A 12,684-nucleotide genomic window follows, 5' to 3' on the forward strand; every position below is an offset into this window, starting at 1 on the left:
CGGAGCGTACGCTCTCCGCGGTCGCTTCCCGCGCGGGCTACAGCCACTCCCCCTCCACGGCCGTGGCCGTGAGCCCCGGCGCCGCCGCGTACAGCACCGTGCGGCTCCCCGCCTTCTGTCCGGCGTCGTGCGCCCGCCGCAGGATGTCGAAGACGGCGGCGCCGCCGCGGTTTCCGCTGGTGTAGCTCTCCTTGCTGTGCGCCAGGAGCCCAGCCGGCCATGAGTCGGGCATGGTCTGCTCCATGTACTCCAGCACCCGGGTCCCGCCGGGGTGCGCGAGCAGCAGATCGGGGTGCCAGGGCCGGTCATCGTCCTGGTGGCGCAGGCGCAGCCACTCCCACATCGCGGTGACCGTGTCCTGGACGGCGCGCGGCCCGCGCCGGTCCATCACGAAGTGCGTGCCGTCGGCGCGCGTCTCCAGCCGGTGCAGGTCCTGGGTGCCGGGCAGGGTGTGGTGCCAGGCCGCGTCCAGTCGCAGTACGGACTCCGGGCGGGGGCGGCCGGTGACCACGGCCGCGACCGCGGTGTCGGCGAACAGCAGGCGAACGATCAAGGATTCCAGGCTGTCGTCCGCGGGCTGGTAGGTGGTGCTCAGCGCCTCGGATATGACGACCAGGACCACCCGGTCCGGATCGTCGGCCACCAGGTCGGCCGCCAGTGCCAGGCTCCGGGTCCCGGCGATGCAGGCCCACTGCGTGGCCGGGAGGAGCAGCGTGTCACTGTGCAGCGGGAGCCGGTTGGCCAGTGCCACGTCCAGGCCCGGCAGTGCCGGGGTGGTGGAGTTGCTGGTGATCAGGCAGTCGACGTCGGCGGGGTCCAGTCCGGCGATCTGCAGGGCTCCGCGCGCGGCCCGCTCGCCGTACTCCCGCACGGCCGCCCAGGCCGGTGCGGTGCGCTCTTCGACGGTCTGGGGGGCGGGTATCGCTTCCAGAGCGGCGATCACGCGTTCCACGTTCTGCTCGGTGAATCCGTCGCGGGCCAGGGCCTCCCGGGCCGGTACGGGGCCGGGGGTGCGCAGGCCGCTCCCGCTGGCGGGTGCGGCGGCGGTCTCCAGCGGCACCATCCACCTGCGGGAGGTGATGCCCGTACTGGCGGCGATGCCGTCGATCCGCGGCAGCCACGGCGCACCGGGGTGCCGGTCGCGCACTTCCGCCAGGATCTGGCTGGTCTCGACGGCGTTCTCACCATGTATCACGGCAGGAGGGCACAAATAAGCGGTCAAAGTCCACACCTCTCTCCACAGAACTACGGAATGCCATGAGCGCTATGACATAGGTCACCTCGGCGGTTAGCGCTCCGGTCGGCGCATTCGCCACCCCACTTAGGGCGTCACCACACCATCCGCATAGAGAATGCACTTAAACGGACATTCCTTCTGTGACTCACGCAACTCGGACGAGTCCAGATATATGTGAGACGAAGCACATCGCGTCTGCGCGATACCAGCGCTCCGATGAGGTCCGTGGTCAACTCGCTGTGAAGTTCGGGGTGTTGTTCCGCATCTCAGGCCGCGGACGAGGCCGTCGCGAGTACGGCGGTCAGGGCGCGGCCAGGTACGGCCCTTCCAAGTCCGGGCGCGGGGTCACTTGTGCACGCCCTTCCCAGGGATGGCGTCGATGAGTTCCCGGGTATAGGGGTCGGTCGGATGGTCGAAGATCGCCTCTGGGGTGCCCTGCTCGATGACGCGTCCCTTGCGCATCACCAGGACGTGATGGGAGACCAGCCGGACCACGTCCAGATCGTGGCTGATGAACAGGTAGCCGAGGCCCAGTTCGCGCTGGAGCTCGACCATGAGGTCGAGGATCTGCTCCTGGACCAGCACATCCAGCGCGGACACGGCTTCGTCCATGACGATCAGCCGTGGCTTGAGCGCGAGGGCGCGGGCGATGGCCACGCGCTGGCGCTGGCCGCCTGACAGTTCGTGCGGGTACCGGTCGGCACAGGATGCGGGCAGGGCGACCTGGTCCAGCAGCCCGGCGACGGTGGCCCGGTGATCGGTGCGGCTGCCACCGATGCCGTGAACGCGCAGCGGCTCGGCCACGATCCTGGCGATGGTGTGGCGTGGGTCGAGGGAGGCGTAGGGGTTTTGGAAGACCGGCTGGACGGCGCGCCGGAACGGCAGCAGACGACGGCCCTTCAGCCTGGTGATGTCGATGTTGCCGAAGTGCGCCGCGCCGGAGTCGCAGTCCTCCAGGCGCAGGGCGATGCGGGCGGTGGTGGACTTGCCGGACCCGGACTCGCCTACGATGGAGACGGTACGGCCCGGCAGCACGCTCAGGCTGACGCCGTCGACGGCGCGCAGCGGCTCGCGGCGGCCACGCAGCCGGTATTCCTTGGAGACGCCGCGCAGCTCCAGCAACGGGCGGAGGCCGTCCCGCGGAGCGTCCGCCGTCACCGGCGTGACCTTGACCCGAGCCATGCTGGGGGCCGCTGCGAGCAGTCGGCGCGTGTACGCGTCCTGGGGATCGGCGATGACGGCACCGGAAGGGCCGGTTTCGACGACGCGGCCGTCGTGCATCACCACCACACGGTCGGCACGTTCGGCGGCAAGGGCCAGGTCGTGGGTGATGAGCAGCACCGAGGTGCCCATCTCGCGGGTGAGTTCGGCCATCTGGTCGAGCACCAGCCGCTGCACGGTGACGTCCAGTGCGGAAGTGGGCTCATCCGCGATCAGGACATCCGGCCGGCAGGCCAGGGCCATGGCGATCAGGACGCGCTGCCGCATGCCGCCGGAGAATTCGTGCGGGTACTGCTTGTAACGCGACTCGGCCTCGGCGATGCCCGCCCGTTCGAGGAGGGCGATCGCCTGCTTCCGTGCCCGTTCGCCCTGGGCCCGGCCGTGCACCTGCAGCGCCTCGGCGATCTGTGCACCGATCGTGGTGACCGGGTTGAGGTTCGTCATAGGGTCCTGCGGCACCATGCCGATCCGTGCTCCGCGGATCTGCCGCATGGTCCTCTCCGCGGCGGTGGTGACGTCCAGATCATCGAGCTGGATGGTGCCGCTGGTGATCCGGCCGTTGTCCGCCAGCAGCCGGTTGACGCAGGCCGCCAGGGTCGACTTGCCTGACCCCGACGCACCGACCACGGCGACCGTCTCCCCCGGCGCCAGGTCGAGGTCGACCCGGTCCAGGGCGGTGAAGTCACCACCGGCGGTCCGGTAGACCACCGAGAGGTCACGGATGCGCAGCTTGGGTCCGCCGCCGTGCGGGGTGCCGGCCATCGCGCTGGCCGCGGCCGTGTGGGATGCGGTCATGGTGACTCCTGATCGTGCGAGGGGGTGCCAGAGACGGATGCGCCGGTTGCGTGGGACCAGCCGAGTGGGGCGGTGGGGAGGGCACCTGCCTGGGTGAGGCCGCGCACAACGCCTAGGTGGGCGCGGTGTGCGAGCACATCAACGGACACCAGGTCGGCCCGGGCCCTCCGAGTCCCGTGCAGGCGGGTGGCCGCGACGGCCAGTACCAGGGGGCGGTCGGTGGCGGCGGCCAGATGGGTCCCGGTGAAGCCGCCGTGGCCCGCCATGGGGATCGGCCCGTCCGGTGTCGGCAGGTCGAACAGGCGGAAGCCGAGGCCCTGTTCCGGGTCCCGGGGGTCGGCCACGGCGGTGAACCGGGACCGGACCTCCGCCGGAACGAAGGCTTCGTCATGAACGAGGGCGGCCCCCAGCGCGAGCAGTTCATCCAGCGGCGCGAAGAGCCCCGCGTGCCCGCTGACCCCGGCCAGCGCGTGAGTGGCGTTGCCGTCACCCGCCGTCCCCCGGACCGTCGTGGTGCGCCAGCCGGTGAAGTCGGCCGTGGTGAAGGGCACCGGGTACGGCTGCCCGGTTTCCACCATCAACGATTCAATGCCGTCATCGTCGGCGGACGCCGCGGCGGACGCGGGATCGACGGGCCCGTACTGGGTGCGGGCGAGGCCGAGGGGCTGGGCGACCCACTGCTGGAACGCCGTGGCCAGGCCGGTGCCGGTGACCCGTTCCACGATGCGGCCGAGCAGTTGGAAACCCACATCGGAGTACGCCCGGTGGTGGCCGGGCGGAGTGTGCAGCGGAAGACGTTCGGCCAGGTCCAGCGCCGTCTCACGATCGGTGGTCTCGCAGTACAGCGGCCACCAGGGGGTCAGCCCGGCCCGGTGGGCAAGCATGTCGGCGGCGGTGACCCGGTCCTTGTCCCCGCCGCGGAAACCGGTCAGGTGCTGGCTGACCGGGGCGTCCAGGTCGAGCCGACCAGCCGATACGAGCCTCATGATCACAGCGGTGGTGGCCGCCACCTTGGTCACGGAGGCCAGGTCGAAGAGCATCCGGGTGGTCATGGGCTCACCCGGCGCGGTGCCGTCCGGCCGCAGCGCCCACCCCGCGGCGGCCAGCACGGTGCCCGTGGCGGGAGTGGCCACCCCGAGGCACACCCCGGCCGGCCGCTGTCCGGGGTCGCCGGTGTCAAGGACCTCCTGAGCGGCCCCGGTGAGGTTGACGTTCATGACGTCCCGCCGGTGACGACCAGCCGACGGGGGCGCACTCGCGGTACACCGGGCAGGGCCAACGGCCGCGTACCGGGAGCGATCTGGCCCAGCACGCGCTCATGCGCGGCACCGGTGCAGCTGGCGACGCTTCCGGGCAGGCCGTGCAGCGTGCTCCAGCCCAGCAGCGCGAAGGCGATGGCCTCCTTGGCGTCGGACGGCACGCCGAGCGCGTCACTCGTGTGCACCACGAGGCCCGGCAGGCGGTCCGTGATCGCCTTCATGAGGGACGCGTTGCGCACGCCGCCGCCGGAGACGTACATGACGTCCAGCTCGGCATCGCGCACGGTCCGCGCGACGACCTCCGCGGTGAGGGCGGTCAGTGTGGCGACCACGTCGCCCAGGGGGAGTTGGCGGTCGCTGCGCTGCAGTGCCTTCTCGACGTACACCGAGTCGAAGAGCTCCTTGCCAGAGCTCTTGGGCGGGGTGAGCGCGTAGTAGGGCTCGGTGAGCAGTTCGGCGAGCAGGTCCTCGTCGACGGTTCCGGACGCGGCCAGTCGGCCGTCGCGATCGAAGTCGTCCTCGGTGTCCGGGTCGGCGGCGACCGCGGCGTCGATCAGTGCGTTGGCCGGTCCGATGTCCCAGGCCACGGGGTCGGTCCCGGGGGCCACGACGGTGATGTTGGCGATGCCGCCGAGGTTGAGGGCACCGGCGCGCAGACCGCGTTCCACCGTCGGCGCGAGCAGCATCTGGTCGAGCAGCGGCACCAGCGGTGCGCCCTGGCCTCCGGCGGCGATGTCGGCGCTGCGCAGGTCGGAGACGACGGGCAAGCCGGTGGCCTCGGTTATCCAGGCCGGCTGCCCCAATTGCAGCGTGCCGCGGGCAGAGGCGCCCTCCACCCAGTGGTAGAGGGTCTGTCCATGGCTGCAGACCGCGTCGGCGGGCGCCTCGGCGAGCGCCGTGCGGGCGGCCTGGGCGAAGGCCTGCCCGATGCGGACGTCCAGCGCGCACACGTCCGCCGCGGTGATGTGCCGCGGGGGCAGCGCGGCGACGAGGTCGGATCGCAGCCGCTGTGGATAGGGCACCGAGCCGTGGTGGGTGAGGTCGCCGCGCAAGGTCGTGCCGTCCAGGGCGAAGTCGACGACGGCGACGTCGATGCCGTCGTGCGAAGTGCCGGAGATCATGCCGAGTACCCGCATCAGTGTCCTTCCAGGACGGCGCCGAGCCGGCCAGCGGCGGCCGCGAGCGCGGCCCGTGCCGTTTCGCGGTCGCAGTCCATGGCAATCATGGCGATGGCGGTCTTGGCATGCCAGCCCGCGGCCTCCAGCACTCGGCGGGCGGTGCGCTCGTCGGCGCCACTGGCGGTGGTGACGATGCGAACGGCTCGGTGACGGAGCTTGTCGTTGGTCGCCTGGACGTCGACCATGAGGCTGCCGTACGTCTTGCCCAGGCGCACCATGACGAGCGTGGACAGCATGTTCAGCACCATCTTGGTGGCCGTGCCGGCGCGCAGCCGGGTCGAGCCGCGCACGGTTTCCTCGCCCACGACCACCTCCAGGGGGAGGTCGACCGCCGCGGACAGCGGGGCGCCAGCGTTGCAGGACAGGCCCACGGTGAGGCAGCCGAGTTCGGTTGCCCGCCGGACCGCGCCCAGTACGTAGGGCGTGCGGCCGCTGGAGGCGATGCCCACCACGGTGTCCAGCGCCCCGGCGTGGAGGGTGTCGATGTCGGCCCGGCCCAGCTCCGGATCGTCCTCGGCGGCCTCGACCGATTCCGTGATGGCCTGCGGACCGCCGGCTATCAGGCCGACGACCTGTCCCGGCGGGGCGCCGAAGGTCGGGGGGATCTCCGAAGCGTCGAGGATGCCGAGCCGGCCGGACGTTCCGGCCCCGGCGTAGATGAGGCGGCCGCCGCCCGCCATGCGGGTGGCCACGGCATCGACGACCGCGGCGATCGCGGACGCCTGTTGCCGTACCGCGTCCGCGACGGCGGCGTCACCGTCGTTCACCAGGCGCACCAGGTCGGTGGTGGGCAGCGCGTCGAGCATGGGGCCGATGCCGTCCATGCGCTCGGTCACCAGCGCGTCCAGCGGGGCGGTGGGTGGGGTGGAGGGAATCACCGGCGGACTCCCGAGCGGGGGTCGACGACATCGCGCAGGCCGGCACCGAACATGTTGAGTCCGATGACGAACACGATGAGCGCGATACCGGGCCCGCTCAGCAGCCAGGGCGCGACGCTGGAGAGGGCGCGGGCGTCGTAGACCATCACGCCGAGCGACGCGGCGGGCGGCGGAGTGCCGAAGCCGAGGAAGCTGAGAGAGGCTTCGGTCAGTACGGCCCAGGACAGCGTGAGGGTGACCTGAACCAAGATGATCCCGCGGATGTTGGGCAGGATGTGCGTGAACAGGGTGGCCAGTCGCCGTTGTCCGGTGGCAGTGGCGGCGATGACGTAATCCGCGCTGCGCAGGGTCAGCACGGGGCCCCGTGCGACGCGTACGAAGATCGGCAGGTACACCACGGCGATGGCGAGGGCGACCGTTCGCCAGCTTCGGTCCAGGGTCGCGGCCAGGGTGAGCGCCAGCAGCAGCGACGGGAACGCGAACAGGACATTGGTCAGCACGCCGATCGCCCGGTCCAATACCCCTCCGAAGTAGCCGGCGAGGATGCCGAGGACGACGCCGAGGCTTCCGGAGAGGGCGACGGAGACGCTGGCCACGAGGAGGGAGCTGCCCAGTCCGGAGGCGACCCGGGAGAGGACGTCGCGGCCGAACTGGTCGGTGCCGAACCAGTGGGCACCGCTGGGGGACTGCAGGGCGGCCTCGACGTCCTGGGCGGCTGGGTCGTACGGCAGCGCGCCCAGTATCCCCGCGACGGCGACGATGACCACGAGCAGGGTCAGCACGGTGCCGATCAGCCCGGACCGGTTGCGCAGGAGTGCGCGCAGCAGGGATTCGCGGCGCGCCGGTGGGGCGGGGGCGACGGATTCCATGAGAGTGCTCATCGCGACCACACCCTCGGGTCGACCATGCGGTAGACGAGGTCGGTCACCAGGTTGACCAGGACGAACAGCACCGCGATGACCAATACCGTGCTCTGGACCACGGAGTACTCCTTCTGTCCCATGCCGAGCAGCACCTGCCGCCCGATTCCCGGCAGGGAGAAGATCTGCTCCGCCACGACGGCTCCGCCGAGCAGGAACCCGAACTGCAGACCGCTCATGGTGACGATGGGAATCAGGGCGTTGCGCAGCACGTGCCGCACGTGGAGGGCGTGTTCGGGAACACCCTTGGCCCGGGCCGTTCGGATGAAGTCCTCACCCCGGATGTCGAGGATCGCCGTCCTCGTCGTCTGCATGATCGGTGAGGCGATGCTCACGCCGAGGACCAGCGCGGGCAACACCATCTGCTGGATGTTCATCAGTGGGTCCTCGGTCAGGGGCGCGAACGTCTGGCCGTTGGGATTCCAGCCGAAGGAATTGGCGAGGATGCTGGCGAGGACGGTTCCGGTGAGGAAGACGGGCGCGGACAGCACGAGCAGGCTCGCGGTCTGGGCCACACCGTCGCGCAGGGCACCGGGCCTGGAGGCTGCGATCATGCCGCCGGGAATGCCGATCACCAGGGCCAGCACGATCGCGAGAACGGCGAGCTCCAAGGTGACGGGCAGGGCGTCGGCGGTCATGTCCGCGACGCTCTGGCCCGCGTTGGAGGAGTAGCCGAGGTTGCCGGTGAAGACCCCATGGAGCCAGGACAGGAACTGCTCGGGCAGCGGCTTGTCCAGTCCGTAGTAGGCGTGGAGCTGGGCGAGCTGGGACTTGGTGAGGTCACCGGCGTCGATACCGTAGGAGGAGGTGATCTGGTCGCCGGGCAGGACACGGAGCAGTGTGAAGGTCAGAACCGACACGCCCAGCAGGGTGAGGAGGGCCTCACCCAGTCGGCGTGTCACCGGGTGTCCCCCGAGATGGATGAGCGTGGACTTCATGCGAGCGTCGTCTCCCACAGGCTCTGCAGGCTTCCGTCAGTGACCGGCTGGAAGCCGTGCACCCGGGTGTTGGTGGCGATGTACTGACGGCCGCTGTACAGCCAGACCCACGCCGCCTTGTCCTCGAGTTCGCGCGAGATCTTCTGGTAGACCTCCCGGCGCTCGGAGATGTCGGTGGTCGCGATGCCGTCGGCGAAGAGCTTGTCCAGGTTCTCCGAGTGGTAGCCGGCGACCTTGTTGAAGTTCCCGCTGCTGGTGAAGTAGCGGGTGTACGTCGTGGCCGGGTCGGCGCCCGCGCCGTTGAGAGCGATCGCGGCGTCGAACTTGCCGGCCAGCCAGCGGTCGACGTAGGCGCTGGAGTCCAGCGTCTCGATCTTCATCGTGATCCCGGCGCTGGCGAGCTGGGACTGGATGTTCTGTGCCTCGTCGGACGCGCTGGAATAGAGTCCCTGCGGAACGATCGCGGTGAAGGTGAACCCGTCGGACTTGCCGGCGGCGGCGAGGTGCTTCTTGGCGGCCTTGAGGTCACGGGACGGGCAGGGGCGTGCGTCGGGGTCGGAGGCGTAGCCGGGTGAGGTGATGGGGCCCACGACATCGCCCTGTCCGAGGGCGGCCGTCTTGACCACCTGCTTGCGGTCGATGGCGCACTGGATGGCGAGCCGCACGTCCGTGTTCTGGAACGTGCTGGAGTCGGGGCGCATCTGCAGCGCGTGGTAGTTCAGCTGGTCGACCGTCTGGATGGTGACGTTGTCGGACTTGGCGGTCTTGGTGGTGACATAGTCATCGAAGATCGCCATGTCGACGGCGCCCGAGCGCAGTGCCGAGACCATCGAATTCTGGTCCTCGATGACGCGGAACTCCAGAGCGCTGAGTCCGGGGCGCGAGCGGTAGAAGTGGGGGTTGCGCACCAGGCTGATGGACTGGTTGGGCTTGCGGCTCTTGTAGGCGTAGGGGCCGGAGCCGAGGGGCTTCTTCTTGAGGCTCGCCAGCGGCTTGTTGGAAGGCAGGATCGCGGTGTTGACGCTGCTCAGCGCGGCGAGCAGCGAGGCATCCGGCTTCTTCAGCTTGATCACGATCCGGTGTGCGTCAGGGGCGCTCACGCTCTTCACCGCGGACAGCGAGGTCCTTGCCACCGCCTTGGTCGCGGGGTCGAGGACCTTGTCGATGCTGTATTTCACATCGCTGGAGTCAAGGGTCGATCCATCGGTGAAAGTAAGCCCGGACCTCAGGGTGAACGTGTATGTCTTGCCGTCCTTCGAAACGTCGGGCATATCCGCGAGGCCGGCGCCCGGGAGGAGATGGTTGTCCTGCTCCAGCAGCGAGCTGTACACCTGGCCGAGCACTTGCTGTGACTGAATGGCGGTGGCCGTCCAGGGCAGCAGCTGGCTGGCGTCCGCGCTGATGCCGAACACCAGGGGCCCGTCAGCGCCCTTGGAGGAGCCGGAGGTACCGGAACACGCGGTCGCGGTGACCACGGTGGTTACTACGGTGCCAGCGGCTATCAGGTGCCTGGTCGTGCGGCGGTGTCGTGTAGGCATGTGCTTCCTCCTGGGGATGCGGACCAGCATCTGGGATGTGCCCGCTGCTTCCGGCATTGGCGAGCAGACTAGACACAAAAACTTCCACGTGCATTATCGGTCGTGTAACTTCTTTCCATTGCCCTCCTCGCCGTCCGCCAGTGAACAGCGCGGAAGCCACGACGTGGGAAGATATGGATAGTTCGCCGGACGATGTCTCGGCCAGCCCCCTGCCCGTGAGGCCCAGCTGACCCTGGCCGCAGGCCAGTACAGGGCATGGAACAAGGGAGATCCAGAGATGGTCGATGATGTGACGATGCGGCTACGCCAGGCCTTGCCCGGGCTACGCCCAGCCGAACGCCGCATCGCGGAGCTTACATTGGCATCCCCGGCCACTGCAGCGGAGATGACCATCACCACCCTCGCCGAGCGGTGTGCGACCTCGCCGGCCAGCGTCATCCGGCTGTGTCGCACGCTGGACTATCCCGGATACCCGGCGTTCCGCATAGCTCTCGCCCGCGCCGCCGCCGACGAGCAGGGCAGGCGCCTCAGCTTCGGCGTCGAGGACGCCGACATCGAACCCGACGACGGCGCCCGCGACGTGGCGCGCAAGCTCGCCTACCACGAGACCAGGGCGATCGAGGAGACGGCCAACGCGCTGGACGTGGTGGAACTCGACCGGGTGGTGGACGCCGTCGTCCAGGCACCCGTGATCGACATCTACGGCTCCGGATCGAGCACCCTGGCCGGACAAGACCTGATGCAGAAACTCCGCCGCATCGGCTACCAGGCCAACTGCTGGATTGATTCACACCTCGGCATCACCAGTGCCGCGGTGCTCCGCCCGGGCAGCGTCGCCATCGGGTTCTCCCATTCCGGACGCACCTCGGAAACGCTCGCCGCCCTGCGAACGGCCTCGGCGGCGGGGGCCCACACCGTCGCCGTGACCAACTTCCCCGATGCCCCCCTGGCGAAGGCGGCGGACTCCGTCCTGACGACCACGTCACGAGAGACCCGGTTCCGCTCCGGCGCGATGGCCAGTCGGATGGCCCAACTGACCGTGGTGGACATCCTGTTCCTCAGGGTCGCGCAGCGTGCGCCCGAAGCGGTCACCGTCTCCCTCACCGCGACCTACGACGCGATCACCAGCAGGCATGAGCGCGCGAGCGAGGCCGGTTGAGGCGCGGTACCCCCGCCACCCGGTTCGAGGGCGTCCCGGTGGACACGACGGCCGTTGCCCCGCCCCCGGCGGTCATCACTACGATCGCTGGTGGTGCGTGGTTGACCGGAACCACTTCAGTTCTTCCTCGACCCGGAGGATCCGTTCCCGGAGGGCTTCTACCTGTGATTCCCGTTCTGGAAGGCGCCCCGCCCATGGCGGCCGCCATCGACGTCCTGCGCAAGAGCCTGCTCGACGGGCTGAACCCGGAGGCGGGGTCGCCGCGCTCCGTCGTCCCGGTGCCACAGGGCCAGCTCCTGCTCATGCCCGCGCACTGGGGCAGTTACGCCGGAGTGAAGGTGGTGACCGCGGCACCGGGCAACGCGGCCCGTGGCCTCCCCCGCATTCAGGGCAACTATCTGCTCCTGGACGGCGAAACCCTCACACCGCTGGCCCTGCTGGACGGGATCGCCCTCACCTCCGTACGCACCGCGGCCGTGTCGGCGGTGGCCGCCGACGCACTGGCCGGGCCGGACGCGAGCCGGCTTGTCCTGTTCGGAACAGGGCCGCAGGCCCGGTCCCATCTGGAGGCCCTGAGCTGCATCCGGCCGATCCGGGACGTCGTCGTCATCGGCCGGAACGCCGACCGCACCCGCGCTTTCGCGGCCGAGGTCGGGGCGCGGGCAGGCACCGCGGACGACATCGCGGACGCGGACATCGTCGCGTGCTGCACCACGGCACGCACCCCGTTGTTCGACGGCGCCCTGCTGCCGGCTTCGGCGACCGTCGTGGCCGTCGGCTCGCACGAGCCCGACGCCCGAGAGGTGGACGAAACGGCGGTCGCCCGCTCCACAGTGATCGTCGAAGCGGTCTCGGCCGCACTTCGCGAGGCCGGCGATGTGGTCCAGGCGATCCAGTCGGGCGCCGTGGATCCCGGCGAGCTGGTGGGCCTGGCCGATGTCGTGTCGGGCAGGCACGAGATCGCCCCGGACCGACCGCGCTTCTTCAAGAGCGTGGGGATGGCCTGGGAAGACCTGGTGCTCGCCGCGGCCCACTACGAGGCGGCCGGGACATGAGCGGACCTCCCGGCGGGACCATGGGGCGGGCTGTCACTCCTTGGGGCTGTCACTCCTGGGGATGGCCGGTGGGCACGGTGAGGCGCATGACCCACCGCCATTTGGCGATCTTACGTTGGCGGGCGAAGCCGAAGCCCGCGTACAGCCCCTCCGGCCCCGTGTGGAAGTAGGCCCCGCGCTGCGCGGGCCGCCCCTCGGACTGCTCCGGGTAGGCCTCGACCGTTCCCCCGCCCGCCGCCGCGATCGCCTCCAGCGCCGCGGCGACCGCGGCGCGGGCGACCCCCTGCCCGCGGCGCCGGGAGGCGGTTCAGATACAGCCGATCCGCCAGTCGGGGAGGTGATCGAGCTCCCTGCCGTAGGCGGCGTGGTTCTTGATGGTGGGGAGCTCCGCGGGAGGGCGCAACCGCCCCACACCCCGTTGTGCCGCTCCACCAGGGCCGCGAAGTCTTCCCAGGTGTCCGGGGTGAGGAGTCGGGTCGAGCACGGGGGTGTCCGCCCTTCCGGCA

General features: G+C 70.1%; 10 protein-coding genes. 2 read left to right on the top strand and 8 right to left on the bottom strand.

The genetic code is table 11. The features are described from left to right. Nucleotides 1-37 precede the first annotated feature (37 nt). The 8 genes from VT50_RS03115 to VT50_RS03150 all read right to left on the bottom strand — a co-directional run bounded on the left by VT50_RS03115 (nt 38) and on the right by VT50_RS03150 (nt 9,964). Nucleotides 38-1,222 (bottom strand): type III polyketide synthase, encoded by a 1,185-nt coding sequence (locus VT50_RS03115; RefSeq protein WP_107424717.1) that lies wholly within the window; start codon nt 1,220-1,222, stop codon nt 38-40. 360 nt (nt 1,223-1,582) lie between these two features. Beyond that, the gene (locus VT50_RS03120; protein WP_240529027.1) at nt 1,583-3,253 is read right to left on the bottom strand and encodes an ABC transporter ATP-binding protein; all 1,671 of its coding nucleotides are present in this window, start codon (nt 3,251-3,253) and stop codon (nt 1,583-1,585) included. Further along, a complete protein-coding gene (locus VT50_RS03125) occupies nt 3,250-4,470 on the bottom strand; it encodes a serine hydrolase domain-containing protein (protein WP_046089804.1) in 1,221 nt (406 codons plus the stop codon). The genes VT50_RS03120 and VT50_RS03125 overlap by 4 nt, the downstream gene beginning before the upstream one ends. Further along, nucleotides 4,467-5,648: an anhydro-N-acetylmuramic acid kinase gene (locus tag VT50_RS03130; protein ID WP_046089805.1), complete on the bottom strand. Its 1,182-nt coding sequence runs from the start codon at nt 5,646-5,648 to the stop codon at nt 4,467-4,469. The genes VT50_RS03125 and VT50_RS03130 overlap by 4 nt, the downstream gene beginning before the upstream one ends. Then, a complete protein-coding gene (gene murQ, locus VT50_RS03135) occupies nt 5,648-6,565 on the bottom strand; it encodes an N-acetylmuramic acid 6-phosphate etherase (protein ID WP_420822166.1) in 918 nt (305 codons plus the stop codon). Before murQ ends, VT50_RS03130 begins: the two co-directional genes overlap by 1 nt. Continuing rightward, on the bottom strand, nt 6,565-7,449 hold the full coding sequence (locus tag VT50_RS03140) for an ABC transporter permease (protein WP_053048800.1): 885 nt from the start codon (nt 7,447-7,449) through the stop codon (nt 6,565-6,567). The genes murQ and VT50_RS03140 overlap by 1 nt, the downstream gene beginning before the upstream one ends. Beyond that, entirely contained in the window at nt 7,446-8,390 is a 945-nt protein-coding gene (locus VT50_RS03145) for an ABC transporter permease (RefSeq protein ID WP_206269330.1), read from the bottom strand. Before VT50_RS03145 ends, VT50_RS03140 begins: the two co-directional genes overlap by 4 nt. Nucleotides 8,391-8,422: 32 nt before the next feature. Next, the gene (locus VT50_RS03150) at nt 8,423-9,964 is read right to left on the bottom strand and encodes an ABC transporter substrate-binding protein (protein WP_046089808.1); all 1,542 of its coding nucleotides are present in this window, start codon (nt 9,962-9,964) and stop codon (nt 8,423-8,425) included. A gap of 295 nt (nt 9,965-10,259) precedes the next feature. On the opposite strand from VT50_RS03150, the gene VT50_RS03155 reads away from it, so the two are divergent. Then, entirely contained in the window at nt 10,260-11,123 is an 864-nt protein-coding gene (locus VT50_RS03155; protein WP_420822167.1) for a MurR/RpiR family transcriptional regulator, read from the top strand. Between the two features lie 194 nt (nt 11,124-11,317). Continuing rightward, nucleotides 11,318-12,178: an ornithine cyclodeaminase family protein gene (locus VT50_RS03160; protein WP_046089810.1), complete on the top strand. Its 861-nt coding sequence runs from the start codon at nt 11,318-11,320 to the stop codon at nt 12,176-12,178. Nucleotides 12,179-12,684: the final 506 nt, after the last annotated feature.

Source organism: Streptomyces antioxidans (genome assembly GCF_000968685.2).
Classification (GTDB): Bacteria; Actinomycetota; Actinomycetes; order Streptomycetales; family Streptomycetaceae; genus Streptomyces; species Streptomyces antioxidans.

What these genes read in the sequence shown, in the direction of transcription:
- VT50_RS03120 (WP_240529027.1), bottom strand. Translation starts at nt 3,253, where the DNA reads ATGACCGCATCCCACACGGCCGCGGCCAGCGCGATGGCCGGCACCCCG.
- VT50_RS03125 (WP_046089804.1), bottom strand. Translation starts at nt 4,470, where the DNA reads ATGAACGTCAACCTCACCGGGGCCGCTCAGGAGGTCCTTGACACCGGC.
- VT50_RS03130 (WP_046089805.1), bottom strand. Translation starts at nt 5,648, where the DNA reads ATGCGGGTACTCGGCATGATCTCCGGCACTTCGCACGACGGCATCGAC.
- VT50_RS03140 (WP_053048800.1), bottom strand. Translation starts at nt 7,449, where the DNA reads ATGAGCACTCTCATGGAATCCGTCGCCCCCGCCCCACCGGCGCGCCGC.
- VT50_RS03150 (WP_046089808.1), bottom strand. Translation starts at nt 9,964, where the DNA reads ATGCCTACACGACACCGCCGCACGACCAGGCACCTGATAGCCGCTGGC.
- VT50_RS03155 (WP_420822167.1), top strand. Translation starts at nt 10,260, where the DNA reads ATGCGGCTACGCCAGGCCTTGCCCGGGCTACGCCCAGCCGAACGCCGC.
- VT50_RS03160 (WP_046089810.1), top strand. Translation starts at nt 11,318, where the DNA reads ATGGCGGCCGCCATCGACGTCCTGCGCAAGAGCCTGCTCGACGGGCTG.